Origin of the sequence: Helicobacter pylori (assembly GCF_011140715.1) — a bacterium.
GTDB lineage: Bacteria > Campylobacterota > Campylobacteria > Campylobacterales > Helicobacteraceae > Helicobacter > Helicobacter pylori_DA.
Map to the genome: position 1 here is coordinate 1 of NZ_SFZZ01000047.1, position 26,824 is coordinate 26,824.

Annotated in this window: 25 protein-coding genes; 8 read left to right on the plus strand and 17 right to left on the minus strand. The window is 38.7% G+C overall.

Going from position 1 to position 26,824, the window contains the following annotated elements; translation table 11 throughout:
* From EWZ81_RS04065 to EWZ81_RS04080, 4 genes are all read right to left on the minus strand, one after another.
* A partial coding sequence (locus tag EWZ81_RS04065; protein ID WP_165549102.1) for a beta-1,4-N-acetylgalactosaminyltransferase occupies positions 1-254 on the minus strand: 254 nt, incomplete at its 3' end.
* Positions 255-305: 51 nt separating this feature from the next.
* A complete protein-coding gene (gene dxr, locus EWZ81_RS04070; protein WP_165549103.1) occupies positions 306-1,412 on the minus strand; it encodes a 1-deoxy-D-xylulose-5-phosphate reductoisomerase in 1,107 nt (368 codons plus the stop codon).
* Positions 1,413-2,213 (minus strand): phosphatidate cytidylyltransferase, encoded by an 801-nt coding sequence (locus tag EWZ81_RS04075; RefSeq protein ID WP_165549104.1) that lies wholly within the window; start codon positions 2,211-2,213, stop codon positions 1,413-1,415.
* A gap of 12 nt (positions 2,214-2,225) precedes the next feature.
* On the minus strand, positions 2,226-3,884 hold the full coding sequence (locus EWZ81_RS04080; protein ID WP_165549105.1) for an SLC13 family permease: 1,659 nt from the start codon (positions 3,882-3,884) through the stop codon (positions 2,226-2,228).
* Between the two features lie 95 nt (positions 3,885-3,979).
* On the opposite strand from EWZ81_RS04080, the gene mnmG reads away from it, so the two are divergent.
* The 3 genes from mnmG (at position 3,980) to hcpA (ending at position 8,232) form a co-directional block, all read left to right on the plus strand.
* Complete coding sequence (gene mnmG / locus EWZ81_RS04085) at positions 3,980-5,845, plus strand: tRNA uridine-5-carboxymethylaminomethyl(34) synthesis enzyme MnmG (RefSeq protein WP_165549106.1); 1,866 nt, start codon at positions 3,980-3,982, stop codon at positions 5,843-5,845.
* 10 nt (positions 5,846-5,855) lie between these two features.
* Entirely contained in the window at positions 5,856-7,022 is a 1,167-nt protein-coding gene (dapE, locus tag EWZ81_RS04090; protein WP_165549107.1) for a succinyl-diaminopimelate desuccinylase, read from the plus strand.
* 457 nt (positions 7,023-7,479) lie between these two features.
* Positions 7,480-8,232, plus strand: a complete 753-nt coding sequence (gene hcpA / locus EWZ81_RS04095; RefSeq protein ID WP_165549108.1) for a Sel1-like repeat protein HcpA — start codon at positions 7,480-7,482, stop codon at positions 8,230-8,232.
* 336 nt (positions 8,233-8,568) lie between these two features.
* On the opposite strand, the gene htpG is transcribed toward hcpA, so the two are convergent.
* Positions 8,569-10,434 carry a molecular chaperone HtpG gene (gene htpG, locus EWZ81_RS04100; RefSeq protein WP_165549109.1) on the minus strand — a complete coding sequence of 622 codons (1,866 nt, stop codon included), beginning with the start codon at positions 10,432-10,434 and terminating at the stop codon, positions 8,569-8,571.
* A gap of 102 nt (positions 10,435-10,536) precedes the next feature.
* The gene (gene hofA / locus EWZ81_RS04105; protein WP_165549110.1) at positions 10,537-11,889 is read right to left on the minus strand and encodes an outer membrane beta-barrel protein HofA; all 1,353 of its coding nucleotides are present in this window, start codon (positions 11,887-11,889) and stop codon (positions 10,537-10,539) included.
* Positions 11,890-12,055: 166 nt separating this feature from the next.
* On the opposite strand from hofA, the gene EWZ81_RS08460 reads away from it, so the two are divergent.
* Positions 12,056-12,163: a glycosyltransferase family 8 protein gene (locus tag EWZ81_RS08460; protein WP_001156388.1), complete on the plus strand. Its 108-nt coding sequence runs from the start codon at positions 12,056-12,058 to the stop codon at positions 12,161-12,163.
* A 50-nt stretch (positions 12,164-12,213) separates the two neighbouring features.
* Positions 12,214-13,218 carry a glycosyltransferase family 8 protein gene (locus tag EWZ81_RS04110; RefSeq protein WP_341846693.1) on the plus strand — a complete coding sequence of 335 codons (1,005 nt, stop codon included), beginning with the start codon at positions 12,214-12,216 and terminating at the stop codon, positions 13,216-13,218.
* Positions 13,219-13,245: 27 nt separating this feature from the next.
* On the opposite strand, the gene EWZ81_RS04115 is transcribed toward EWZ81_RS04110, so the two are convergent.
* Positions 13,246-14,484 carry an Mrp/NBP35 family ATP-binding protein gene (locus EWZ81_RS04115; RefSeq protein ID WP_165549112.1) on the minus strand — a complete coding sequence of 413 codons (1,239 nt, stop codon included), beginning with the start codon at positions 14,482-14,484 and terminating at the stop codon, positions 13,246-13,248.
* Here EWZ81_RS04115 and EWZ81_RS04120 point away from each other — a divergent pair.
* Positions 14,449-17,577, plus strand: coding sequence for an AAA family ATPase (locus EWZ81_RS04120; protein ID WP_165549113.1), 3,129 nt, complete (start codon positions 14,449-14,451; stop codon positions 17,575-17,577). The genes EWZ81_RS04115 and EWZ81_RS04120 overlap by 36 nt on opposite strands.
* 75 nt (positions 17,578-17,652) lie before the next feature.
* Complete coding sequence (locus tag EWZ81_RS04125) at positions 17,653-18,036, plus strand: hypothetical protein (RefSeq protein WP_000473909.1); 384 nt, start codon at positions 17,653-17,655, stop codon at positions 18,034-18,036.
* Positions 18,037-18,724: 688 nt separating this feature from the next.
* Here EWZ81_RS04125 and EWZ81_RS04130 read toward each other — a convergent pair.
* The 10 genes from EWZ81_RS04130 to EWZ81_RS04175 form a co-directional block, all read right to left on the minus strand.
* Positions 18,725-19,027 (minus strand): hypothetical protein, encoded by a 303-nt coding sequence (locus EWZ81_RS04130; RefSeq protein ID WP_079295046.1) that lies wholly within the window; start codon positions 19,025-19,027, stop codon positions 18,725-18,727.
* A gap of 21 nt (positions 19,028-19,048) precedes the next feature.
* Positions 19,049-20,044, minus strand: a complete 996-nt coding sequence (locus tag EWZ81_RS04135) for a ketoacyl-ACP synthase III (protein ID WP_165549114.1) — start codon at positions 20,042-20,044, stop codon at positions 19,049-19,051.
* Between the two features lie 24 nt (positions 20,045-20,068).
* Positions 20,069-21,088 (minus strand): phosphate acyltransferase PlsX, encoded by a 1,020-nt coding sequence (plsX, locus tag EWZ81_RS04140; RefSeq protein WP_001900630.1) that lies wholly within the window; start codon positions 21,086-21,088, stop codon positions 20,069-20,071.
* Positions 21,089-21,165: 77 nt separating this feature from the next.
* Positions 21,166-21,312, minus strand: a complete 147-nt coding sequence (rpmF, locus tag EWZ81_RS04145; RefSeq protein ID WP_000290428.1) for a 50S ribosomal protein L32 — start codon at positions 21,310-21,312, stop codon at positions 21,166-21,168.
* A gap of 15 nt (positions 21,313-21,327) precedes the next feature.
* Positions 21,328-21,684 (minus strand): DUF177 domain-containing protein, encoded by a 357-nt coding sequence (locus EWZ81_RS04150; RefSeq protein ID WP_001159199.1) that lies wholly within the window; start codon positions 21,682-21,684, stop codon positions 21,328-21,330.
* Between the two features lie 24 nt (positions 21,685-21,708).
* Complete coding sequence (gene ndk, locus EWZ81_RS04155; protein ID WP_015085425.1) at positions 21,709-22,122, minus strand: nucleoside-diphosphate kinase; 414 nt, start codon at positions 22,120-22,122, stop codon at positions 21,709-21,711.
* A 66-nt stretch (positions 22,123-22,188) separates the two neighbouring features.
* A complete protein-coding gene (gene metK, locus EWZ81_RS04160; RefSeq protein WP_000655140.1) occupies positions 22,189-23,346 on the minus strand; it encodes a methionine adenosyltransferase in 1,158 nt (385 codons plus the stop codon).
* Between the two features lie 64 nt (positions 23,347-23,410).
* The gene (lpxD, locus tag EWZ81_RS04165; RefSeq protein WP_165549115.1) at positions 23,411-24,421 is read right to left on the minus strand and encodes a UDP-3-O-(3-hydroxymyristoyl)glucosamine N-acyltransferase; all 1,011 of its coding nucleotides are present in this window, start codon (positions 24,419-24,421) and stop codon (positions 23,411-23,413) included.
* Between the two features lie 9 nt (positions 24,422-24,430).
* On the minus strand, positions 24,431-25,258 hold the full coding sequence (fabI, locus tag EWZ81_RS04170) for an enoyl-ACP reductase FabI (protein ID WP_000506228.1): 828 nt from the start codon (positions 25,256-25,258) through the stop codon (positions 24,431-24,433).
* A gap of 9 nt (positions 25,259-25,267) precedes the next feature.
* Complete coding sequence (locus EWZ81_RS04175; protein ID WP_165549116.1) at positions 25,268-25,972, minus strand: triose-phosphate isomerase; 705 nt, start codon at positions 25,970-25,972, stop codon at positions 25,268-25,270.
* Between the two features lie 214 nt (positions 25,973-26,186).
* Between EWZ81_RS04175 and EWZ81_RS04180 the strand changes: the two genes are divergently transcribed.
* Positions 26,187-26,824, plus strand: a 638-nt coding sequence (locus EWZ81_RS04180; protein ID WP_165549117.1) for a fumarate reductase cytochrome b subunit, incomplete at its 3' end; no start/stop codon positions are given.

Genomic DNA, 26,824 nt, shown 5'->3' on the forward strand with positions numbered 1-26,824 from the left:
TAAATACTCTTGTTGTATTCAATGAAACTTTCATTGTTTAAAGAAGCGATAGCTAAAAACACGCTTTCTTGATGGTCATGGTTGAATAAAGCTTCTTCTTGAAGAGAACGAAGTTTTTTAGCCTCTAACATTTCTTTAATTTCATGATTGATTTCACAATAAGCGTTCTTAGCCCCCTTAAAACTACGAACGCGTCTCACCACAAAGGGCATCCTCTCTTTAATAAAACCCTTGATTGTATTTTTTAACCCCATAAAAACTCCTAATTGAAATAAAACGCTATTAAAAGCAAAACTTTCATTATACTACACTCTCGCTACACTTCCAAAACGCTCCCTAACTTCTTTGTCTAATTCTAGCACTTCATCTAAATTAGAAAGCTTGAAAGGCGTTTTAGCATACAATTCTAAGGCTTGAGAAATAATTTGAATAAAGCCACCAAAAGCGATTTCTTGATTTAAAAATTTCTTCATCGCCACTTCATTGCTCGCGTTCAGCACCACGCCAAGCTTTGGGCTTTCTAACAACAAATCTTTATAACGCCACAAAGTGTAGCGCTCCACGCTAATGGGTTCGAATTTAATCGCGCTTAAAGCGTATAAATCTAAGGGCTTAATGGAAGCACTCAAAGAAGCGAATTTAGGGTTAATGGCGTAACTTATGGGTAATTGCATGTCCGCGCTCGCTAAATGTGCGATGACAGAGTTGTCTTCAAACTCCACCAAAGCATGCACGATAGAACTTCTTTCAATCAGCGCATCAATCTTTAAAGACGCGCCAAAAAGCCAATAAGTTTCTAAAATTTCAAAAAGTTTATTGACCATGCTCGCTGAATCAATGGTGATTTTATCCCCCATGCTCCAATTAGGGTGCTTGAGTGCGTTTTGCGCGTTTTGAATAGCGATAAGATCTAAGGGCGTGTCCCTAAAAGCCCCCCCACTCGCGCTAATGATTAAAGATTTAGGCTTTAAAGTCTTGTTTTGCAACAACGCCCACAAACCAAAATGCTCGCTATCAATGGGCGTGATTTGTGAAATGTCTAATAAATGCCCCGCGCTCACTAAACTCTCTTTATTCGCTAGGGCTAGTTTTTTGTTCCTTTGTAAGCTTTTAAAGCTCGCTTTCAATCCGGCTACGCCCACAATGGCGTTAAGGACTAAATTGGAAACACACTCCTCTATCATCGCATCAATGCCGTCTAACCCCACAAACACTTCCGCGCCCAAAGGCTCTAAATCATTTAAATCGTTAGGATCTAAGATTGCCACTTTCTTGGGTTTGAAAACTTTGATTTGTTCATTGATTAAAGCGATATTTTTCCCACAGCTTAAGGCCTCTATTTCTACGCCAAATTTTTTTGCGATTTTTAGGGCGTTTTTCCCAATAGAGCCGGTGCTTCCTAAAACAACCATTCAATCCCCTAAAAACACCGCCGTTTCTTTCCAAACTTCTAAAAAATACAACAACGCATGCAAGCTCAAAGCCCCAAAAAGCATGGAATCCAATCGGTCTAAAACGCCCCCATGCCCGGGTAAAATCTTACCGCTGTCTTTGATCCCGACCTTTCTTTTCAAATAGCTTTCATACAAATCCCCAAACACCGCCATAAGAGCGATTAAAAAACTAAAAAAGAGCGCCATAAAAAAGCCTCCGCTCAATTTCCCCATGCCCACAAACGATCCTAAAACGCTCGCCAAAACAACGCCAATCAACGCACCCTCTAAGGTTTTATTCGGCGAAGTGGGCGTGAAAGGGATTTTGCCTAAAAGCTTGCCTCCAAAAAACGCCCCCACATCGCTTGCGACCACCACTACTAAAAGCCAAATGATCGCTACCGCGCCAAAATCCTTATAAACCCCAAAAAGCGCAAAAAACCCAACGCCCGGATACAAAAAGGGTAAAATGGCTTCGCTGTGGTGCGCTTTTTGATAAGCGATGACGCTAGCCATGACCATGGCACTAATAAGAGCGCATTCTACAGGATGCCCGTTAAAATACGCCGCCACCCATGACAACACCAAAATGAAATACAAGCTAAAGCTCGCTTTGACCTGGAACAACCTTAACGCTTCAGAAAACCCTACCGCATAAATCCCTCCTAAAACCGCCCAAAACAACAACAAATTGTCCGCATACAAAATCAAGCCCGCCACAACGATTAAAACAACCCCTGTAATGTAACGAGACTTTTCTTTAAATAACTCTTCTTTCACTTTTTTCCTTAATCAATTAAATATTAACGAAACTAAAAAATAGCTAAACGCGCTAATCAAAACAACGCCCACTAAATTAAGCCACAAGCCGGCTTTAATCATATCCGTTATTTTAACATACCCAGAGCCATAAGCTATCGCATTCGGTGGGGTGGCCACAGGGAGCATGAACGCGCAAGTCGCGCTCAAGGCCACAGGAATAGTCAATAACAAGCTTTGGTGGTTTTCATAACCCATGCCTACCGCCACCCCTCCAATCACCGGCAAAAACGCCGCAGCGGTGGCGGTGTTAGAAGTGATTTCGGTTAAGAAGATGACCATTAAAGTAACCATGACAATGATGAATAAAATCGGTAAATGCGAAAAGCCAGAAACCAAATGCCCGATCCACAAACTCAACCCGGTTTTAGAAAATTGCGTGCTCAAAGCTAACCCACCGCCAAATAAAAGCAGCACATCCCAAGGGAGTTTTTTAGCAACACCCCAATCAATGAGCCTATCGCCCTGATTGTTAGCGGGCAAAATAAATAAAAGCGCAGAAACCCCCATAGCGATCACTGAATCAATCTTATCTATCTTAATGCCCCAAGATTTTAAAATCGTATCTAAGAAAATCCACCCTAAAGACGCTAATATAAAAAGAATCCCCACCGAGATTTCCGCCTGACTCAAACGGCCTAGTTTGTTTAACTCTGATTTAACGACTTCCTTACCCCCTGGGATTTCTTTAATCTTTAAAGGGAAAATCACATAAGTGAGCAAGAGCCACGATAAAATGAGCATGATGAAGGCTAATGGTGTTCCAAACACCATCCACTGAGCGAAATCAATTTCAATATTGAAAGCGGTTTTCATATAGCCGGCCAATAAAGCGTTAGGCGGCGTGCCAATCAAAGTGCCTAAAGAGCCAATAGAAGCCGCATAAGCGATGCCAAGCATCAAGCAAATACTGAAATTCGTGCGATAGATAGTAGTCTTTTCTTGAATGACTTGGGTAATGTCTTTGCCCTTATGCACGATATTACTCATAATACCCCCATGCGCTTTGGTGATTTCTTCTTTTTGATAGAATGCATTAGAGGCGTTTTCTTTACCCACCAGTTTAGCGACTAATTGCAAAACGCTCATGCCAACAGGAAACATCATCACCGCCGTTGCGGTATTACTCACCCACATAGACAAAAAGCCTGTGGCTATCATGAAACCTAAAATCAACCTCCTAGGGCTTGTGCCTACTAATAAAATAATGCTTAAAGCGATGCGGGTGTGCAAGTTCCATTTTTGCATGCTTAAAGCTAAAATAAACCCTCCCATAAAAAGAAAGATAATGGGCGATGCGTAAGAAGCGCTAACGCTAGAGAATTGATCCACGCTAAAGACGCTAAAAAGCACCAAAGGTAAAAGCGCGGTTGCGGGCAAGTCAATGGCTTCAGTCATCCACCATATCCCCATTAAAACAGCCACCCCAGCCACAACAGGCATCGCCTTATAATTCAAAGAACTGAGCTTGGGGATTTCTTCTACAATATGAGGCATTTGAGCGTCTAAAGCGTAATAGATAATAAGCGCGATTAACGCCCCCCCTATGAGACCCAACAAACGAACGATCTTGGTGCTTTTATCATCAGCGTTCGTATCGGTATGCGTATTGGCATGCGAATGATTTTCCATGGTGTTTTACCCTTTAAAATTACTAACCTACATGCTACAATAAAACTTTTTTAAAACTAGGGTTTTAGAAAAATAAAATCAAAACAGGAAAAAGAGTGGTAAAAGAAAGTGATATTTTAGTGGTTGGTGGGGGGCATGCAGGCGTTGAAGCGAGCTTGATTGCAGCCAAAATGGGGGTTAGAGTGCATTTAATCACCATGCTCATAGACACGATCGGTTTAGCGAGCTGTAATCCAGCCATTGGGGGCTTGGGTAAAGGGCATTTGACTAAAGAAGTGGATGTTTTAGGGGGGGCTATGGGGATTATTACGGATCATAGCGGTTTGCAATATCGTGTGTTAAACGCTTCTAAAGGGCCGGCGGTTAGGGGGACTAGAGCGCAAATTGATATGGATACTTACCGCATTTTGGCAAGAAACCTTGTTTTAAACACCCCTAATTTGAGCGTCTCTCAAGAAATGACCGAAAGTTTAATCCTTGAAAACGATGAGGTAGTGGGCGTAACCACGAACATTAACAACACTTATAGAGCTAAAAAAGTGATCATCACCACAGGCACTTTTTTAAAAGGAGTGGTGCATATTGGCGAGCACCAAAACCAAAACGGGCGCTTTGGGGAAAACGCTTCTAATTCTTTAGCCTTGAATTTAAGGGAGCTTGGCTTTAAGGTGGAGAGGTTAAAAACCGGCACTTGCCCAAGAGTGGCAGGCAATAGCATTAACTTTGAAGGCTTAGAGGAGCATTTTGGGGATGCAAACCCTCCCTATTTCAGCTATAAAACCAAAGATTTTAACCCCACCCAACTCTCATGTTTTATCACTTACACTAACCCCATTACCCACCAAATCATTAGGGATAATTTCCACCGAGCCCCCCTATTTAGCGGTCAAATTGAAGGCATAGGCCCAAGGTATTGCCCTAGCATTGAAGATAAAATCAACCGCTTCAGCGAAAAAGAACGCCACCAGCTGTTTTTAGAGCCTCAAACCATTCACAAAAGCGAATATTATATCAACGGCTTAAGCACCTCTTTGCCCCTAGATGTGCAAGAAAAAGTCATTCATTCTATCAAAGGATTAGAAAATGCCCTCATCACGCGCTATGGCTATGCGATAGAGTATGATTTTATCCAGCCTACAGAATTAACCCACACTTTAGAAACCAAAAAAATCAAAGGGCTTTATTTGGCCGGGCAAATCAATGGGACTACCGGCTATGAAGAAGCGGCGGCTCAAGGGCTTATGGCTGGGATTAATGCGGTATTGGCTCTAAAGAATCAAGCCCCCTTTATTTTAAAGCGCAATGAAGCCTATATCGGCGTTTTGATTGATGATTTGGTTACTAAAGGCACGAATGAGCCTTACAGAATGTTTACTAGCCGGGCCGAATACCGCTTGCTTTTAAGAGAAGACAACACGCTTTTTAGGTTAGGCGAGCATGCCTATCGTTTAGGGCTTATGGAACAGGATTTTTATGAGGAATTAGAAGAAGACAAACAAGCAATACAAGAAAACTTGAAACGCCTTAAAGAATGCGTCCTTACCCCTAGCAAAGAAGCACTAAAACGCTTGAGTGAATTAGATGAAAACCCTATCAATGACAAGGTTGATGGCGTTAGCCTTTTAGCGCGCGATAGTTTTAATATAGAAAAAATGCGCTCCTTTTTTAGCTTTTTAGCCCCCTTGAATGAGCGGGTTTTAGAGCAGATTAAAATTGAATGCAAGTATAATATTTATATTGAAAAACAACACGAAAATATCGCTAAAATGGATAGCATGCTCAAAGTGTCTATCCCTAAAGATTTTGTGTTTAAAGGCATTCCAGGCCTTAGCTTAGAAGCGGTAGAAAAATTAGAAAAATTCCGCCCCAAAAGCCTTTTTGAAGCCTCAGAAATCAGCGGGATCACCCCGGCGAATTTAGATGTTTTGCATTTATACATCCATTTGAGAAAAAACTCTTAAAGGATTTTTAATGAACGCTTTAGAAATCACCCAAAAACTCATCAGCTACCCCACCATTACGCCTAAAGAATGCGGTATTTTTGAATACATTAAATCGCTTTTTCCTGCTTTTAAAACCCTAGAGTATGGGGAAAATGGCGTGAAAAACCTTTTTTTATACCGCATTTTTAACCCCCCCAAAGAGCATGCAGAAGAAAAGCATGCAGAAAAAGAACATATAAAAGAAAATGTTAAGCCCTTGCATTTTTGCTTTGCAGGGCATATTGATGTCGTGCCTCCTGGAGATAATTGGCAAAGCGATCCCTTTAAACCCATTATTAAAGAAGGGTTTTTATACGGCCGTGGGGCGCAAGACATGAAAGGGGGCGTGGGGGCGTTTTTGAGCGCGAGTTTAAATTTTAACCCTAAAACCCCTTTTTTGCTTTCTATTTTACTCACGAGCGATGAAGAAGGGCCAGGGATTTTTGGCACTAGGCTCATGTTAGAAAAACTCAAAGAAAAAGATTTGTTGCCCCATATGGCGATTGTGGCTGAACCCACTTGCGAAAAAGTCCTAGGCGATAGCATCAAAATTGGCCGAAGAGGCTCCATTAATGGCAAACTCATTTTAAAAGGCGTTCAAGGGCATGTGGCTTACCCGCAAAAATGCCAAAACCCTATTGATACGCTCGCTTCGGTTTTGCCTTTGATTTCAGGAGTTCATTTAGACAATGGCGATGAGTGTTTTGACCCTTCAAAATTAGTCATCACCAACTTGCACGCAGGGTTAGGGGCTAACAATGTGACTCCAGCAAGCGTAGAAATTACCTTTAATGCGCGCCATTCTTTAAAAACCACCAAAGAAAGTTTGAAAGAATATTTAGAAAAAGTTTTAAAAGATTTGCCTCACATTTTAGAATTAGAGTCAAGCAGTTCGCCTTTCATCACGGCTTCTCATTCAAAGCTTACCAGCGTTTTAAAAGAAAATATTTTAAAAACATGCCACACCACCCCCCTTTTAAACACCAAAGGCGGCACGAGCGATGCGCGATTTTTTAGCGCTTATGGTATAGAAGTGGTGGAATTTGGCGTTATTAATGACAGGATCCATGCCATTGATGAAAGAGTGAGCTTGAAAGAATTAGAGCTTTTAGAAAAAGTGTTTTTGGGGGTTTTAGAGGATTTAAACGAGAAATAAAGGGGTGTATAATAATAGTTTTGGTGTAAGGGTTTTTGCTTTTAATACCAACGCCTTTTTCGCTGATAAAAACCACTAAACCAACTCAAGCTTTAGCATGCCAGTATCCATTTATCATGGTCTATAAGAGTGTGGAATGCTTGACAAAGTAACCAAAGCTTTATAATGTTCTTCTCCTTTTTTTAGATTACTTTAATTACTTTAATTACTTTAATTACTTTAAAGCTCTTACCAAACCACTCTTAAAGGGGTGGCTCAACCAACTTTTTAAAACAAACTCTTTTAAGCCCTATCTTCAGAAGCATCCCTTTTAGCATAGCAATTAAACTCAAACAACACGCAGTTAAAAGAAAAATAATTTTTTTATTCATCTCATCAATAAAGCTTCAATAAAGCTTTAATCGTCAATATTTGGTTACAATTATAAAGGATCGCATTTTTTTATAGGAGATATATCATGCTAGGAAGCGTTAAAAAAACCCTTTTTGGGGTCTTGTGTTTGGGCGCATTGTGTTTGAGATGGTTAATGGCAGAGCCAGACGCTAAAGAGCTTGTGAATTTAGGCATAGAGAGTGCAAAGAAGCAAGATTTCGCTCAAGCTAAAACGCATTTTGAAAAAGCTTGTGAGTTAAAAAATGGCTTTGGGTGTGTTTTTTTAGGGGCGTTCTATGAAGAAGGGAAAGGAGTGGGAAAAGACTTGAAAAAAGCCATCCAATTTTACACTAAAGGTTGTGAATTAAATGATGGTTATGGGTGTAACCTGTTAGGCAATTTATACTATAACGGACAAGGCGTGTCTAAAGACTCTAAAAAAGCCTCACAATATTACTCTAAAGCTTGCGACTTAAACCATGCTGAAGGGTGTATGGTATTAGGAAGCTTACACCATTATGGCGTAGGCACGCCTAAGGATTTAAGAAAGGCTCTTGATTTGTATGAAAAAGCTTGCGATTTAAAAGACAGTCCCGGGTGCATTAATGCAGGATACATATATAGTGTAACAAAGAATTTTAAGGAGGCTATCGTTCGTTATTCTAAAGCATGCGAGTTGAACGATGGTAGGGGGTGTTATAATTTAGGGGTTATGCAATACAACGCTCAAGGCACGGCAAAGGACGAAAAGCAAGCGGTAGAAAACTTTAAAAAAGGTTGCAAATCAGGCGTTAAAGAAGCATGCGACGCTCTCAAGGAATTGAAAATAGAACTTTAGTTTTAATAAAGTTAAGCTAAACGCCATGTTTAGCTGGCTTTTACGCTTTTTAATGTTTTAATGAAAAACACGAACCCCACGAACCAATCTTTTAATGATCATAAAAGACTTTTATCGAATCCGTTCATTCCAAACGCCGTTTTGAGATTGGTGCTTGAAAGGTTAAAGCGAGTTTGTTCAAACCCTTAAAAAGGGTTTTTAACCCCTACAACACTTTCAATAGCACGCTATTTAGGCGTTCGTTAAAGCTTTTAGCGTCTTTCAAAGCCCCTTTTTCTATTAGTGTTTGAAAGATTTAAGCATTTTTATTCAAACCCTTAAAAGGGTTTTATCTCCTTACAACACCTTCAATAGCACGCTATTTAAACGCTCGTTAAAGCTTTTAGCGTCTTTTAAAGCCCCTTTTTCTAGAAGTTTCGCCCCATCATAAAGCAACCAGATAAAAGCGCTCAACTGCTCTTTATCTTCGCATTTTAAGAGTTTTTGCAAAATCGCATGGTTAGGGTTTAATTCTAAAGTTTTCTTGCTTTCAGGCACGCTTTGACCCATTTGACGCATAAAATTAGCCATCATCGCATTTGGTTCATCGCCTATTAAAGCCACCGCTGAAGTGAGATGATTAGAAAGCTCTACGCCCCTAATCTCATCTTTAAGATTTTCTTCAAACGCTTTCATTAAATCTTTAAACCGCTCTTTTACCTCATCGTTGATTTCTTCCAAACCAAGCTCTTTCAGGCTCTCGCTATGGCTAGCGTCTTTAAAGGGCGTTTTATCGTATTCATTCACGCCTGGCATCACAAACGCATCAATTTCATCGCTCAATAACAAAACATCATAGCCTTTTTGAGCGTATTTTTCTAAAAGCGGGGACGCCTTTAGTAAGTCTAAATTTTCGCCTAAAAGGTAGTAAATGCTTTTTTGATTTTCTTTTAAATTTTCTTTGTATTCTTTTAAAGAAATCAATTCTCCTTTGTCTTTAGAATAGAATCTTAACAATTCTAAAAGTTTTTCTTTGTTTTCAAAATCCCCATACAAGCCTTCTTTTAACACTTTCCCGAAAGGCTCATAGAATTTATGGTAATTTTTTTCATCCTTGCTCAAGCGTTCAATCTCGCTTAAAATCTTTTTCACTGAAGCCGAACGGATATTGGCTAAAATCTTATTCTGCTGTAAGATTTCACGGCTCACGTTCAAGGGCAAATCTTCGCTGTCAATCACGCCTTTAACAAACCTCAAATAAGAGGGCAACAATTCTTTGTCATCATCAGTGATAAACACCCTTTTAACATAAAGTTTGACCCCGCTTTTATAATCCACCCTAAACAAATCAAAGGGTGCTTTGCTAGGGATGTAAAAAAGCGTTGTGTATTCTAAAGAGCCTTCCACTTTATTATGGATATAGCTCAAAGGTTCGCTGTTGTCATGCACAAACGATTGGTAAAACTCTTTGTAATCTTTGTCTTTTAATTCGCTCTTATTCATTTTCCATAAAGCGCTCGCTTGATTGATCTGCTCGCATTTTTCTTCTTTAATTTCTTTTTGATGATCCCCTTCGCCCTCAAATTTCGTATCGGTGTAAGTTAGAAAAATAGGGAAAGGGATATGCTCAGAATACTTTTTAACAATGCTATCAATCTCCCAACGGCTCGCAAAATGAGAATCTTCTTCTTTTAAAAAGAGGGTGATTTCTGTGCCTTGCTCCTCTTTAACGCATTCGCTGATTTCAAACTTGCCCTTACCATCGCTCACCCATACATAAGCTTGATGACTGGTAACTTTCTTGGTTTGAACGACAATCTTACTCGCTACCATGAACGCCGAATAAAAGCCCACGCCAAACTGGCCAATCAGTGCGCTATCTTTTTTCTTATCCCCGCTCAAAGCGCTCAAAAAGCTCTTCGTGCCTGATTTAGCGATCGTGCCTAGATGCTCAATGAGATCGCTTTTATCCATGCCTATACCATTATCTTTAATCGTTAAGGTCTTTTTCTGGCTATCAAAACTCAAATAAATGCTAGGCGTGATATTCAGCCCTTTTAATTTCTCATCGGTTAGCATCAAATAATTCAGCTTGTCCAAAGCGTCGCTCGCGTTAGAAATCAACTCTCTTAAAAAAATCTCTTTATTAGAATACAAAGAGTGGATCATCAAATCCAAAAGCTGGTTGATTTCAGTTTGGAAGGTGTATTCTTGATTAGACATTGATCTTTTCCTTTAATAAAATTTTTAAGATTATACAATAAAAGCGCGCTTTAAAGGGGTATGCTATGGCTAAAAAAATAACATGAAAGAATGGTTAATTTCTTAAAAACGATAACTCATAGAGCTCATAAAATAGCTTCTATCTTGAATGGTTTGAGCGAAATCAGGGTTATAACCGCCTGTAAAAAACCCTACCTTATAACCCTTATGCATCGTGATTTGATAGCCATTAAACATTAGCATTAAATAGATATGTTTTTTAAGGTTGTATTTAAAAGTAACCCCTAAGCTTTGCGAATCAGCCCTTGGGGAATAGGTCAATTTCCCATACAATTGCACCAAAAGATTCTTAACGCTCTTCCCTACAAAAGCGTTAATGGTTATGGAATTAGCGTTGTAAAAATTGGAATAAGCGTCTTCATAAGGGGTGTCGTCTTTCGTGTCATAAAAAGGATCCGCTGGCGAGCCATTCCAGCCTAATTGAACGCTCGCGTTCCCAAAATTCTTATACACGCTCCAGCCAAAACGATAAGAGCGGAAATTGATCCTTTGAAACACAAACAAACTCGCGCTTTTTTTACCCACTAAAGCGGCTCTGTAATAATCTTTAGACAAATAATCGCTATAGAGAGGAAACCATGCGTAAAAAGTCGTTTGGATGCGCCAAAGAGATTTCCAATAAGATTTTGTGTCATGGGTGATTTCAAATCCAGGAGCGTTAAAATTTTTAGGGTAAAACCAAATAAAAGGCGCGATCCTAATGTATTTATTTTCGTAAATGAGGTTGAAATTGTGCATGCCGTAGTTGGTTTTTTGCTTGTAATTGACAGGGGCGTAAAAATCCCTAATGTATTGTTCATTGGCTAAAGCCCTTCCAAAGGTGCTAAACCACTCTACCCTAAACTTTTTCCACCGGTAAAAAAGCTCAAACCCTTGATTAAACCCGCTCAAAAACAAAGCCTTAGAGGGGTAACGCCCTAGTTTAATCCCAAAAATGTCCTTATATTGATAATCTAAATACAAATTGTATAACACATAAGGCCTAGCGTTTTGAGCCTTTTGCTCTCTGGTCCAATTTTGGCTGTGTTGCATCAAATAGCCCTCCCATCGCCCCATGTAATACCAGTTCGCCGGCTGAAACCCTGCCTTAGGGTTGGCTTCATCAATCAAAAACTTCGTGGAATCATAAGCTAACGATCCTATTTCGCCCCCCACCCCAAAACCCAGTTTGTGGTTTTCAATCCCTTTAGGGAGCAAACTAACATCAACTTGTAAAGCCCCGGTAGTGGTTACATAACTCCCTGTAGGATAAATCCCTTTTTTTGAATTGATAACCGACTGGTTGAAAGCGATGCGTGAAAATGATCCCACTCTTGCGCTGATTTGATACTCAAAAGCGTTGAGAAAAACCCCATTCAAAGCTAAAAACCCTAGCCAAACTTTTTGATTAAGCACCCTTTTACTAAACACCTTTTCTATTGAATTCTAATATTATGCCATGAAACAAACTCGCAAGCCGCTCGCTTATTGTTGTTTTGAAAAAAAAAAAAAAACGATAAAATGACAAAAATCCCCCTTTTTACAAAAAAGCGGGTTCAATTTAAAGATTTAAGGATTATGCATGCAAGAGATTGTCCCTATTGTTGTGGCTTTTGATAACAATTATTGTATCCCTGCTGGCGTGAGCTTATTTTCCATGCTAGCAAACGCCAAACGAGAGAGAGAGTAAAACTCTTTTATAAAATCCATTGTTTGGTGGAGGGTTTAAGCCCAGAGAATGTGGCCAAATTAGAAGAAACAATCGCTCCTTTTAGCGCTTTTTCTAGCATAGAGTTTTTGGATATTACCGATGAAGAATTAGAACCACGCCACAATTATTACAAGCTTGACGCTTTAATAGCGAGTGAAATTAAAAAATTGTATTTAAAACTCAATGCTTTTTCGCAAAAACGCTTTTCTAAAATGATCATGTGCCGTTTCTTTTTTGCCTCCCTTTTCCCTCAATATGAAAAGATGATCATGTTTGATGTGGACACTTTGTTTGTGGATGATATGAGCGAGAGCTTTTTTATCCCCCTTGAATCGCATTATTTTGGGGCTGTGAGGGAAAAAGATTTGATCGCTATGAACAGGAATTCGGCTAAGGATTTATACGAATTACGCCAAATGCACGCAAAATCTATCGGTGTCGCTGACGCTTTCCCTAACTTAGAAGAAGCGCAAATCCTTTTTGACAACTACTTTAACGCTGGGTTTTTAGCCTTAAATTTAAAATCATGGCGTAAAGAAAATCTTGAAAACCAATTGATTGGATTTTTCCTTTTGAAAAATGAAAAACTTTTATTTAGCGATCAAGACGCTTTGTGTTTTGTGTGCCGTGGTAGGATTTTAGAATTGCCTTATTCATACAATGCCCACCCCAGTTTCCTTGATACGCCCTCATTCCCTAGCATTAAAGAAGCACGCATGCTGCATTTTTGGGGCGATAAACCCTGGAAACTCTTAAGCGTCATTGGCGCGAAAAAATGGCATGAAGCGTTGATTCAAACGCCTTTTAAAGACGCCTATTTTAACGCTTCTTTTTTAGATCACCTCTTTGAATCCCTTCAAAATAGGGATAAAGAAACCCAAGAAATCCACGCTCTTAATAAAATCCTGTCTTTTTCAGACAAACGGCATTCTTTTGAATTTCTTTTGCCTAGGCTTTCTTCTAAACTCCTTGTAGAATTTTTGCTTTTTAAAGCCAAACAAAAAGTAAAGCGATTGGTTAAAAGGGTTTTTTAAAAGGGTTTTTTAAAACCCCTTTCAAAACTAATGCGAGCAAGCATGCGTTTGCGTGGGCTGAATATCCTTATTATCGGCTAGTTTTTCCTTTTCCACTTTGTCTAAAAAAGTGCTCAAATCCTTTGCCATTTTTTCAAAAATCTTAGCGCTCACGCTATCAGGGTGAGAAATCACAATCGGTTCGCCCTTATCCCCCCCTAAACGCACTTTAGGCTCTAAAGGGAGCTTGGCTAAAATCTGCGTGTGGTAAGCTTCTAGCAACTCATTCATGGAATTTGAGCCAAAAATCTCGCTCTCTTTCTTGCAATGCTCACACACAAAACTCCCCATATTTTCTACAATGCCCGCAATAGGAATGTGTAGTTTCTTAAACATGTCCAAACTCCGTTTAGCGTCATCTAAACTCACTATTTGAGGCGTCGTAACGGTGATTCCTGCACTCAAAGGCACAGCTTGGGCTAGCGTGAGTTGCGCATCGCCTGTTCCTGGGGGCATATCCACCACCAACACATCTAAATCCCCCCAAATAATATCGCTTAGCATCTGCTCAATCGCTCGCATAAGCATGGGTCCTCTCCAAATGAGACTCTGCCCTTCATCATACAAAAGCCCCATGCTCATCACAGAAACGCCAAAAGCCTTTAAAGGAATGAGTTTTTTACCGCTAGGATCCATGATCACATCAGCGTTTTGCAAGCCCATCATTCTAGGGATATTAGGGCCATACACATCAGCGTCTAGTAACCCCACTTTTTGGTTTAAATTCGCTAAAGCGATACTTAAATTCACGCTAGTGGTGCTTTTACCCACACCGCCCTTGCCTGAGCTTATCATGACCACATGTTTGATGTTTTTAGCCAGATTTTTAGTGGCGGGCTTTGGGGCTTGCGGTTTAGGCGGGGTTTTAATATCCAAATTCAAAGCTTTCACGCCTTTTTCTTGCATCGCTTTGGAGATATTTTCTCTTAAAATCGCGCTCGTTTCTTCAGAGCTTGAGGGGATTTCTATTAAAAGCCCTAACTGATCGTCATGCAAAGCGATGTTTTTAACAAAACCAAAGCTGACAATATCCTTTTCAAAATTAGGGTAAATGATCGTTTTTAACGCATTCAAGACATCTTCTTGGGTGAGCATTTTAATCCTTAAAATGATAGTATTTGAATTTTCTTTATAGCATGTTTTGTTTAATTTTGCATCATCAATTAAGTTTGCGTTTTGAAAGGGTAAGACATGAAACTTCATAAGCGTGTTTTGAAATTGCACCATTTTAGGAATTTGGGTAAAAACTCGCCTGCAGAATTGCTTTTAAATTCAAGTTTTGAAAAACATGGGGGGTTGGTGGTTTTAGTGGGGGAAAATAATGTCGGCAAAAGCAATGTTTTAGAAGCTTTAAAAATCTTTAATGATGCGGATATTAAACTTTGTAATGAAGAAGATTATTTCAAACCCCATGAAAAAGATTCCCTTTTAAGTTTAGAAGAAGAAACAATCCTTGATCACAAAATCACAGGTTTTTCTTGCGTGGATTTGAGGATCCAATCTAAAGGAGTTAGCGAAGAATTAAAAGAATTATCAAAAATATTAATCAGCTATCCTTTTGAAAAACATGTAGAAGCTTTAGGGGAACAATGTAGCAACAGCGTTTATATTCCCACTAACAATAACGACTATTCAAATATTTGCACTTTTGTGAGTAATTTTATAAATCTTATAACTTCTTACAATTCATTAGAATCATTTTTACATTTTTACAAAGAAAAATTAAAATTGAGCGAGCTTGTAACTGAATATGCCAACGCAACCAACAATCTGTTTTTCAAAGAATTAATCAAACATGTAAGCGGTAATAGCGAATGGATTAAAAATTTTTGTCAGTGTGTCAAAGAAATCAAAAAGTGCAATACGCCTGATAAAAAATACAACACAGATGAATTTTTTGTCATGGGGCAACACAAACAAAATCAATTGGAAAAAATTTATTCTTATTTTAAAAAACTTAGTGAAGGTGAAATCAAACCACAAAATGAAGACATCTTAAAAAAGCTAAAAAGTTTAGATGAAATTTTTAAGACTACCGACTTTACAAAATTCACACCAGAAACTGAAGTGAAAGACATTATTAAAGAAATAGATGAAAAATACTCTATCAATGAAAATTTTAAACAGCAATTTAGAACATTCCGATCAAATATGATCAGCATTAAAAAGAAAATTAAAAATTCTTTAAAAGATCTTAACAAAACAAGAAAGGATTTTGAAGAAGCCAAAAAATCGCTGATCAAAGAAATTGAAGATTACTGCAAAAATCAAAAAACGCTAAAGTTTAATTATGATGTTTTGCTAGACAATATCCAACAAATATGCAAAGAGTATGTAACAAGTCATGTTGCTAGTGATGAGTCTAAAGATATGAAATACATGATGTGCCAGTTTTATTTGAAGCAGATAGATTTGTTAGTCAATTCAGAAATCGAACAATACAGATACAGTGATTTTTTTGAATCAGCAAGAAAATATCTGTGGGAGAATATAAAAACTTTAGATGAAAAAAGTGGCGTTCATTTGTTCCCCAAAGATATTTATGAAATCAAGCAAAAATTTGAAGCAAACAAGGAAAAATTCAAACAAAGTAAAAATTATTCTGAGTTCGCAGAATATTGCAGAGAGTGCAATCCTTATACAGCGTTTCAAGGTTTAAGAAACAGGGTTAATTTTCCTTTGAAAGATCACTCATTGGATAAATTTGTGCCAACCATGAAAGAATACAAAGAGCTAAAAATCACAGATAACGACCTTGAGACTGCATTATTTACTGGTCTTAATTATTCTTCCCCTTCTGAATTTGAATCGGACTGGTTCTTTAGAAATTCATTATTTAGAAAAATGGATTTTCATCCTAATACAATTTGGAATACTTTTGGGAAAATTTTGAATTATAAAAATTTTGATCAAAAAAACTTAAAATATGAACAAGCGTTAGAAATAATGTTTGATAAAAATAATGATTTAGAAGTTTATTTTAGTCTTGATAAATCGTTTGTTATTCCTAAAAAATACTTGCAAGAAATCAACCAAGAATCACTAAAAGAAATCAAACAATCAGAATTTCCTTTTAATATTGAAGCAAAAGGCGAATGCGATAACAATGTATGTCAACTTGAATTTTTTAATGATAAAAGCTCTCTTTTATTTAAGGTAAATTTTACAGAAATATTAGAAAACATTGCAGAAATCATGGAATACAACATGCAATTAAAAATGGATTCTTTAATCGCAAAAGAATTTAATAAGCTTTTAGCGATCGCTCAAGATGACCATCAAGATAATTACCAATTTGGAATCTGTGTTAAATATGAATCCGAAAGTTCATACAAAATAAAACTTGAAATTTATGATTGCAGAAAATCCGACAATCAAAAACCAATCATTTTAAGCCAGCAAAGCACCGGTTTTCAATGGGCGTTTAATTTTGTGTTTGGTTTTCTCTACAATGTGGGATCAAATTTTAGTTTTAACAAGAATATTATTTATGTCATGGACGAGCCAGCTACCCACTTGAGCGTGCCAGCCAGAAAGGAATTTAGGCAATTTTTAAAAGAATACGCTCATAAAAATAATGTTACTTTTGTTTTAGCCACCCATGACCCTTTTTTGGTGGATACGGATCATTTAGATGAAATAAGGATTGTAGAAAAAGAAACAGAAGGCTCTGCGATTAAGAATAATTTTAACTATCCCTTAAATAATACGAGCAAAAACTCCGACGCCCTAGATAAAATCAAACGCTCTTTAGGGGTGGGCCAGCATGTTTTTTGCGATCCTAAAAAACACCGAATCATCTTTGTGGAAGGCATCACCGATTATTGCTATTTGAGCGCTTTTAAATTGTATTTCAATGAGCGAGAATTCAAAAACGACCCCTTTTATTTCACTTTCTTACCCATTTTAGGGCTTAAAAAAGAACCAAACGAGATGAAAGAAACCATTCAAAAACTTTGCGAATTAGACAACAACCCCATTGTTTTGATAGATGATGACATAAAAAGAGATAACCCTGACCTTGACCCACAAAAAGCAAAAAGCGAAGAATTTAAAAACGCTAATAAAGAAATGCATGATCCTATCAAAATTTTACAGCTCTCAGACTGCGATGAAAATTTCAAACAAATTGAAGATTTGTTTACCAAAAAAGATAGGCAAAAGTATTTATTGAACAATAAAAAAAGAGACTTAGCCATGGCGTTCAAAACAAGGCTCTTGTATAGCAGGAAAGACGATGTGGTGGGTGAAGAAACAAAAGAGAATTTTAAAAAATTGTTTGAGTGGATCGTATGGATCACAAATTTGATCAAATGCTGAATGCGTTGCTGGTTAAAAAATAATGCATAAAATTTGATTATAATACCCCACAATATTATAAGTGAAAGGATTTTGATGTTTAAAAAAATGTGTTTGAGCTTGCTGATGATAAGCGGTGTTTGTGTGGGGGCAAAGGATTTGGATTTCAAGCTGGATTATCGTGCGACTGGGGGGAAACTCATGGGGAAAATGACGGACTCTAGTCTTTTAAGCATCACTTCCATGAACGATGAACCGGTGGTAATTAAAAATCTCATTGTCAATAGAGGAAATTCGTGCGAAGCGACTAAAAAAGTAGAACCCAAATTTGGCGATAAGTTTAAAAAAGAAAAACTCTTTGATCATGAATTAAAATACTCGCAACAGATATTTTACCGCCTGGATTGCAAGCCTAACCAATTGTTAGAAGTTAAAATCATCACGGACAAGGGCGAGTATTACCATAAATTTTCCAAATAAAATTTGGTTTTTGTTCTAATGGGGTGTTGGTAATGAAGTTTAAAAACGCTAAAAAATTTTTTAATATCAAAAAGTTTGTTTAGCAAGCGGTAATTTCTTGTAATGCGGTCTTAGAGGGTTAGGGGGGATTTAGTTGGGGATTAAAGGGGTATTAAAGCGCAAAATATCCCCCTATCCCCTTAAGAGTTTTGCTATCAAACCAAGTAACCAAAGCCCTATTTTTAAAAAACAGACTAAAAAATATTAATTTCTATATTGGGTTCTCAATGGGTTGTTGGTTGAGTTTCTGCGTTTTTAGCTGAGACGCTACTAGTCATTGGAAGAATTGGGTTCAGAAAAATATAAAAAATAATAGTCAGTTATTCATCTTATAAAGTTAAAGAAGCTTATATAACCTAACTCAGATAAGTATAAATATTATGACAATAACTGGTCCAATTATATAAGGAAAAAACATTATTATAGTAACTAGAATATAGCCGAAATATTCAACAAATTTATCCCATATTCTACTAAAAAACCATCAGTATCGCCTCTAAATGCCATTATAGTAGCTCTAATAGCTGTTAATACTAACCCAATAAGAACAATAGGTATTAAAAAGACTAGAATGCCTTTAAACATTATTCATCTTTTACTTTAAAAATAATTTCTGCTATAAGGAATAAAATCCCTAAAGAAACCCCTTTTATGGAGTTTCTTTTTGAGCTTGATCTAAAGCCATTTGTGCATGCTTACAATCCTTTTTAAAAGACTTCGTGATAAAATTAACCTTAAGCGTCGAATCAAAGGCTTTGTGGCATTTTTTAAGCTTGTGATCGCGCTCTTGTGGGTCTTGCAAATAATATTTCACTGAATGCACAAAACTGAAATGAAACCCCATAGGAGGGATACGGCTATCTGGCGTGCCTTCACAATGATCGCTACAATAATCACTTTGCGCCTTCAACCCCCCCAACACCACTAAAAATAAAAAAAATATCTTTTTCATCAATACTCCTTCAATCTTTTCTTAACTCCCTCCAAAATACACCAACGCTGAACCCCAAGTCAATCCCCCACCAAAAGCGTCTAAAAGCATTAAATCGCCCTTTTTCAAACGCCCCTCTTCATAAGCTTCACACATGGCCATAGGGATACTGGCTGCTGAAGTGTTGCCGTATTTATGCACGGTTAAAACCACTTGCTCATCTTTAAAATCCAAATGCTCTCGCACCGCTTGAATGATTCTAAAATTAGCTTGATGCGGGATAAACAGACGCACATCTTCAGGTTTGAGAGCGTTTTTTTCTAAGATCATTTCCACATCTTTTAAAAGCGTTTTTACCGCTAGTTTAAACACTTCATTGCCTTTCATGCACAAAAAAGGCTCTGAAGCTTCTTCTTTAGCGTTAAAGGGCGTGGGTTTTAGAGTCCTTGGCGTATAAAGATAATTAGAAAAATTCCCGTTCGCTGAAATCTGCACGTCTAAAATGCTTTCTTTTAAACGCTTGGTTCTGCCTATCACGCACGCCCCAGCCCCATCGCCAAATAAAATACAAGTCCCCCTATCTTTAAAATCTAACACGCTGCTCGTTTTTTCTGCCCCCACGATCAGCACATTTTCGCACATCCCGCTCTCAATATACGCCTTAGCCACCGATAATAAATAAATAAAACCCGTGCAAGCGGCTGAAATATCAAACGCCGGCTTGTTTTCAATGCCTAATTTCGCACTCAACACGCAAGCGGTTGAAGGCATGGCCAAAAAATCAGGGCTTAAAGTCGCCACAACCACCAAATCAATGTCTTTTGGGGTTAAATGCGCTCTCTCTATGGCCTGTTTAGCCGCTATTACCCCTAAATCGCTGCTTTTTTCTTCATCGTTAGCGAAACGGCGCTCTTTGATACCAGTCCTTTTTTCTATCCATTCATCGCTGGTATCCAAAAATTGCTGAAACTCTGCATTTTTCACACACTCGCTTGGAACATGCATCGCAATGGATTTAAGAGAGGCGTAAAATTCCATTCAATCCCCTTAACATAGTCATCTTTAAGCGTCTTGCTGATCACTTTGATGCACAGAAACGCTAGGCTTCAAACTCTCAAACGCTTGAGTAATCCTCAAACAAACCTGACTTTCAACAGCGCTAATGGCCTGATAAATCGCGCATTCAACCGCTCTAGCGTTGCTCTTGCCATGGCTGATGATCACGCTTTTATTCACGCCCAAAAGCGGTGCTCCCCCATATTCAGCGTAATCGGTTTTTTGTTTTAAAATACCAAACGCGTTCTTAAGCATCAAAGCCCCCATTTTAGATTTAAAAGAGCTTTTAATTTCATCTTTAAAAATAGAACCTATCGCGCTAGCGACCCCTTCTGTTGTCTTTAAGACCACATTCCCCATAAAGCCATCGCAAACCACCACATCCACAACCCCTTTGAAAATATCGCTCCCCTCCACATTGCCATAAAAGAAGTCGTAAGCTTTCAGCATTTTATGCGTTTCTTTAACGAGCATGTTCCCTTTAATATCTTCTTCGCCATTACTCAAAAGACCCACCTTAGGGCTATCATAATGCAGCACGCTTTTAGCGTATTCATACCCCATAAGAGCAAAATCAATCAAATATTCAGGCTTGCAATCCGTGTTCGCTCCCGCATCTAACAGCACGCTAGGGCGTTTGCCAACGCTTGGCATTAAAGTGCAAATAGCAGGCCTTTCAACCCCCTTGATACGCCCTAAACGCAAGGTGGCTAAACCCATAGTCGCCCCGCTATGCCCCGCTGAAATCAAAGCGTCAGCCCCATTTTTCAAAATATCCATACCCAAGTAAATGGAAGATTCCTTACGCTTGATCGCCTCAGTGGCGGCTTCTTCCATTTTAATGTAATCTTGCGTGTGGATCATTTCCACTTTGCTGGCTAACTCTTTAGAAATAAAAGGGGTCGCTTTGTCTTTATCCCCCACTAAAACCGCACTAAAACTCTTATTTTCTAAAGCCCTTGAGACTCCCTCAATAATGGGTAAAACCCCATGGTCAGCCCCCATTAAGTCTATTACAATTTTCATCATGCGTCCTTAAAAGGCTTGTTGCAATCCGTTGCAATCCTTTAAAATACTTTCTATCATTAAAGATAGCTTTTATATTAGTATTCTTTAGTAAATTTGTTAATGTGGTGGGGAAGCTTCCAAGTGCCATCTTTAGCTTTTATGGGCTTAGCCAACTTAACGCTATAATGCGTGCGCCTTTTTGCCGCTCTTGTCTTACTCACTCTTCTATCAGGTACTGCCATAAATTCTCCTTAATTTCAATCTGCATAATGGTAGTCTAATCTAATAGACTCCACTTCAGAGCGTAAAATTTCGCTCAAATCAATAAAACCATTGAAAGATTCAATAACGTCTAAATTATCAAAATCCAAACTTTGGCTTTGCGTATCCCACAACCCGTCTGAAATATGCAAAACCAACGACTCATCAAGGCTTTTTTTAAACTCTTTACCGCTTGTATCGCAAACAAGCATCAATTCACCCTTAAGGCGTGCTTTCAAGCGGAACAATTTCGCCCCCACTCGCACAACTTCGCCCTCTAAAACCACTCCCTCATGCTCTAAAGAAAACGCTTTAGGTGCATTAAAAGCGATTTTACGCATTTCAAATTGCATGCTTACTTAAAACGCCCTTAAATCTTAAAGATCTCTAGCGGCAAAAAAGAAAGCGATTTCATTATGCGCGTTTTCCAAGCTATCGCTCCCATGCACCGCATTAGCGTCAATGCTTTCAGCAAAATCCGCTCTGATAGTGCCTTTTTGGGCGAGTTTGGGATCAGTCGCTCCCATAAGATCTCTGTTTTTAGCCACCGCATCTTGACCCTCTAAAACCATAACCACCACCGGACCACTGACCATAAATTCTATTAAATCTTTAAAAAAGGGTCTCTCTCTGTGGATCGCATAAAAGCTTTCAGCGTCTTTAACGCTCAAATGCAAGCGTTTCATCGCAATCACTTCCAAGCCGTTACTCTCAAAGCGATCAATGATTTTGCCTACCACTTTTTTCTTAAGCGCATCCGGCTTAATAATAGATAGCGTTCTTTGTTTCAATTTAAACTCCTTGTGAATTGTTGATTATACAAAAATTTTTTAAAATATTACCCTTAAAATAATTTTTTAACGCTTAAAGAACGCTTGAATCTCTTCGGCTTTGTTGGTTTTTTCCCAAGTGAATTCCTCTAGTTCTCGCCCAAAATGCCCATAAGCTGAAGTGAGCGAATAAATGGGCCTTAACAGATCCAAGCTTTCAATAATGCCTTTTGGCGTGAGTTTGAAAACTGATTTCACGCATTTTTCTAGCTCCGCGCTTGAATACTTGCTCGTGTTATGCGTATTCACATAAACAGACACCGGCTCTATCACCCCAATCGCATAAGCAAGCTGCACGGTCGCTTTATCGCAAACCCCACTCGCTACCAAATTTTTAGCCACATAGCGGGCCGCATAAGCCGCGCTCCTATCCACTTTACTAGGGTCTTTCCCACTAAACGCTCCCCCCCCATGCGGGCAACTCCCCCCATAAGTATCCACGATGATTTTTCTGCCTGTTAAGCCCGCATCGCCTTGCGGCCCACCGATGACGAATTTTCCTGTAGGATTGACAAAAAACTTGATATTGTCATGCAAATATTCTTTGGGCAAAACCTTATACACGATCTCTTCAATCACGGCTTCTTTTAAATGTTTTTGCGAAACTTCTGGGGAATGTTGGGTGGAAATGACAATCGTATCAATGCTTACAGGCTTGTTGTTTTCATAACGCACGCTCACTTGAGACTTGCCATCAGGTCTTAAAAAAGGCAGAGTGTTGTCTTTTCTTTTTTGAGCCAGAGCGAAAGTGAGCTGGTGCGCTAAATGAATGGGTAAGGGCATGAGCGTTTCAGTCTCCTTGCACGCATAACCAAACATAAGCCCTTGATCCCCTGCCCCAATCTCGCCATCTTCTCTATCCACGCCTTGATTAATATCAGGGCTTTGCTCGCCAATGCCATTTAAAACCGCCGCGCTTCTATAATCAAAGCCATAAAGAGCGTCTGTATAACCAATCTTTTTAACCACTTCTCTTGCAATCTCTTGCATAGGGGCATAAACAGAAGTTTTTAACTCGCCAGTGATCATGCAAAACCCGTTAGAAACTAAAGTTTCGCATGCGACTTTGGCTTTTTGATCGCGCTCAATAATGTAATCTAAAACCGCATCGCTGATTTGATCAGCCATTTTATCAGGATGCCCCTCGGTTACTGATTCAGAAGTGAAAAGAAAACTATCTTTCATTGGTTGTCCTTATTAAAATAATCATTCGTATTCAAAATGGGCTTATTATAGCTTATTTCATTCTTTAAGACTTAAAAAACCCTTTAGCTTTTTGCAACAAACTCGTTTTTTGCTGTTTCCTGAAATTCGTTCTTAAATGGGCTAAGAAATGGTGCCACTCATGGATTTCCATAGCAGGGATCGCTCCGGCAAAATTAGTGTTAGGGGGCAAGTCCTTACCCACCGCGCTTTTACCCCCAATTTGAGTGAATTCGCCCACATGCAAATGCCCTCCAATGCCCACTTGACCGCCAAAAACCACATTACGGCCAGTGGTTGTAGAACCGCTCAAGCCTACTTGAGAAACAACGATGCTGTGTTCGCCTAAAACGCAATTATGCCCGATTTGAACCAGATTATCAATCTTAACGCCCTCTTTAATCAAAGTCTCGCCAAACACCGCCCTATCAATCGCCGTGTTAGCTCCAATTTCTACATTTTTTTGAATCCTAACAATCCCCACATGCTCAATTTTGACATGCTCTCCTAAAGCGGTGTGCGCATAACCAAAGCCATCGCCTCCGATCACACTGCCTGCATGGATAATCACATTATCCTCTAAAATCGTGTTTTGATACAAAATGACACGAGGATACAAAATGCAATTTTTACCGATCTTGACCCCATCAGCGATCACCACGCCCGGATAAATCAAAGAATTTTCGCCAATTTCTACGCCCTCTCCAATCATCACATTAGGCATGATCGTTACTCTTTCAAAATGTTTAGGCTCATTCACGCTTTCTGGGTTTTTAAAAAAAGGGATTTTAAAGGCATGCGAAGCTTTAGCAAAGGCTAGATGCGGGTTATCCACGATTAAAGCTTGCATGCGTTTTGGCACTTTAGAAGATTCTTTTTTACGGATAAACACCGCCCCAGCTTTTGAGTCTTTTAAAAGTTTAAGGTAACGCGCTTGGTCAATATAGCCAATATCATTAGGCGTGGCCTTATCCAATTCCGCTAAAGCATGCACTTCAAAATCGTTTGAAAATTCCGTTTCAATAGAATAGGTGCTCAACAATTCGCTTAATTTCATCAATACCCCTTATGGTTCTTTATGCAAATCCCACAATAGCGTAGCTTTATTATCTTTTTCTTCCACAGCCCCCATGCCCATAACATGATAGCCAGCATCCACAAAATGCACTTCCCCACTCACCCCACTAGACAAGCTAGAGAGCAAATACATCCCGGCATTGCCCACTTCCTCTAAACTCACATTTTTTCTTAAAGGGGCGTTGATTTCATTCCATTTTAAAATCATTCTAAAATCAGCGATCCCGCTAGAAGCGAGCGTCCTAATGGGCCCAGCTGATAGGGCATTCACCCTTATATGGTGTTTGCCTAAATCCACCGCTAAATAACGCACTGCGCTCTCTAGGGCCGCTTTAGCCAACCCCATCACATTGTAATGCGCCATGTATTTGGTGCTACCCAAATAGCTTAAAGTCAAAACAGACGCCCCGTTATTCAATAAAGGTTTTAGAGTGTTTGTCAGCTCTATTAAAGAATAAACAGAAATTTCCATAGCGGTGTTAAACGCGCTTTTAGAAGTTTCTAACAAGCTCCCTTCTAAAGCCTCTTTAGGGGCAAAGGCCACGCTATGAACGATAAAATCCAATGAGCCTAAATCCTTTTTAACGCTATTGTATAGCACCTTGAAATGCTCTTCTTTGCTCACATCCAATTCATACACATAGGGGCTATTCAATTCCTGCGCGATAGGCCTCACGCGCTTTTCTAAGCTCTCATTCAAATAAGTGAAAGCCAAAGTAGCCCCTTGATTGAAGCAAGATTGAGCGATCCCATAAGCGATAGATTTATTGTTTGCCACCCCTACAATAAGCCCTTTTTTACCTTTTAAAAATCCCATGATTTTCCTTTATAAAAATGAAATGATTGTTTTAAAATTTTCTAATTCCCAAGACGCGCTCCCGATCAATAAGCCATCCACGCTATCAATCCCTAAAATTTCTTTAGCGTTTTGTGTGTTCACGCTCCCCCCATACAACAAGGGCGTTTTTTGATTTAAGATTTGCTTTAAAAAACCATGCGTGAGGTAAATATCTTCTAAAGAAGCGCTTTTTTTGGTGCCAATCGCCCAAATAGGCTCATACGCCACAATTAAATTGGAATAATTAAGATCAATATTTTCTAATTGCTCGCTTAAAAATTCCTTTACAGCCACTAAACCCTTTTCTCTAGTTTTTAAATCTTCGCCAATACAATAGACAATTTTAAAATTTTTATCTTTAAAAAAATCAAACTTTTCTTTCAAAAAACTAGGGCTTTCCTTTAAAAGCGTCCGCCTCTCGCTATGCCCTATTAAAAGCGTGTGGATTTTGAGTTCTTCTAAATGCTTGGAAGTGATTTCACCGGTAAAAGCCCCACAATCTCTAGGGTAAGCGTTTTGCGCTCCTAAAGTGAAATGCAAAAACGAATTAGGCAATAACCCCAAAAAATCAGGGAATACAAACACCCTGTCAAAATGCTGCGGTTTTAAAGTTTTTTCTAATTCTTTTAAATACGCATGGCTTTTAAAAATAGGCATAGCGGATTTAAAATTAGCCATGGCAATTTTTGTCATTGAACGATCCTTATTTTATAGGTGGTAACTAGCTCTTATTATATCTAATAGCGTTTAAAAAATGTAAATTTTAAACAATAGCCCCCTTGAATTGAATTTTTTCCCAATTTAGGTTTTGTTTATAAGAAAAATTATTTCAAATGTAGTAAAATTAAGGCAGTGTTTTTGCGTCAAGCGATTTTAGGTTAATTTTGAGTTTTTAGGAGCAGATTTTATGCAACAAGAAGAGATTATAGAGGGTTATTATGGCGCTAGTAAAGGGCTTAAAAAGAGCGGTATTTACGCTAAGCTAGACTTTTTACAGAGTGCTACAGGCTTGATTTTAGCGCTCTTTATGATAGCGCACATGTTTTTGGTCTCTAGCATCTTAATTAGCGATGAAGCCATGTATAAAGTGGCGAAATTTTTTGAAGGGAGTCTGTTTTTGAAAGCGGGCGAGCCGGCTATTGTGAGCGTGGTTGCAGCAGGGGTTATTCTTATTTTGGTCGCGCATGCTTTTTTAGCCTTGAGAAAATTCCCTATCAATTACAGGCAATACAAGGTTTTTAAAACCCATAAGCATTTGATGAAGCATGGCGATACGAGTTTGTGGTTTATCCAAGCCTTAACCGGATTTGCGATGTTTTTCTTAGCGAGTATCCACCTGTTTGTCATGCTCACAGAGCCTGAAAGCATCGGGCCTCATGGCTCAAGCTATCGTTTTGTAACGCAAAACTTTTGGCTTTTGTATATTTTCTTATTGTTTGCCGTAGAATTGCATGGCTCTATTGGGTTGTATCGCTTAGCGATTAAATGGGGGTGGTTTAAAAATGTGAGCATTCAAGGCTTGAGAAAAGTCAAATGGGCGATGAG

Coding starts and splice junctions, on each gene's coding strand:
- dxr (WP_165549103.1), bottom strand. CDS start 1,412: ATGGTTGTTTTAGGAAGCACCGGCTCTATTGGGAAAAACGCCCTAAAA.
- EWZ81_RS04080 (WP_165549105.1), bottom strand. CDS start 3,884: ATGGAAAATCATTCGCATGCCAATACGCATACCGATACGAACGCTGAT.
- dapE (WP_165549107.1), top strand. CDS start 5,856: ATGAACGCTTTAGAAATCACCCAAAAACTCATCAGCTACCCCACCATT.
- hcpA (WP_165549108.1), top strand. CDS start 7,480: ATGCTAGGAAGCGTTAAAAAAACCCTTTTTGGGGTCTTGTGTTTGGGC.
- htpG (WP_165549109.1), bottom strand. CDS start 10,434: ATGTCTAATCAAGAATACACCTTCCAAACTGAAATCAACCAGCTTTTG.
- EWZ81_RS08460 (WP_001156388.1), top strand. CDS start 12,056: ATGCAAGAGATTGTCCCTATTGTTGTGGCTTTTGATAACAATTATTGT.
- EWZ81_RS04120 (WP_165549113.1), top strand. CDS start 14,449: ATGAAACTTCATAAGCGTGTTTTGAAATTGCACCATTTTAGGAATTTG.
- EWZ81_RS04115 (WP_165549112.1), bottom strand. CDS start 14,484: ATGGTGCAATTTCAAAACACGCTTATGAAGTTTCATGTCTTACCCTTT.
- EWZ81_RS04125 (WP_000473909.1), top strand. CDS start 17,653: ATGTTTAAAAAAATGTGTTTGAGCTTGCTGATGATAAGCGGTGTTTGT.
- EWZ81_RS04130 (WP_079295046.1), bottom strand. CDS start 19,027: ATGAAAAAGATATTTTTTTTATTTTTAGTGGTGTTGGGGGGGTTGAAG.
- EWZ81_RS04135 (WP_165549114.1), bottom strand. CDS start 20,044: ATGGAATTTTACGCCTCTCTTAAATCCATTGCGATGCATGTTCCAAGC.
- plsX (WP_001900630.1), bottom strand. CDS start 21,088: ATGAAAATTGTAATAGACTTAATGGGGGCTGACCATGGGGTTTTACCC.
- rpmF (WP_000290428.1), bottom strand. CDS start 21,312: ATGGCAGTACCTGATAGAAGAGTGAGTAAGACAAGAGCGGCAAAAAGG.
- EWZ81_RS04150 (WP_001159199.1), bottom strand. CDS start 21,684: ATGCAATTTGAAATGCGTAAAATCGCTTTTAATGCACCTAAAGCGTTT.
- metK (WP_000655140.1), bottom strand. CDS start 23,346: ATGAAAGATAGTTTTCTTTTCACTTCTGAATCAGTAACCGAGGGGCAT.
- lpxD (WP_165549115.1), bottom strand. CDS start 24,421: ATGAAATTAAGCGAATTGTTGAGCACCTATTCTATTGAAACGGAATTT.
- fabI (WP_000506228.1), bottom strand. CDS start 25,258: ATGGGATTTTTAAAAGGTAAAAAAGGGCTTATTGTAGGGGTGGCAAAC.
- EWZ81_RS04175 (WP_165549116.1), bottom strand. CDS start 25,972: ATGACAAAAATTGCCATGGCTAATTTTAAATCCGCTATGCCTATTTTT.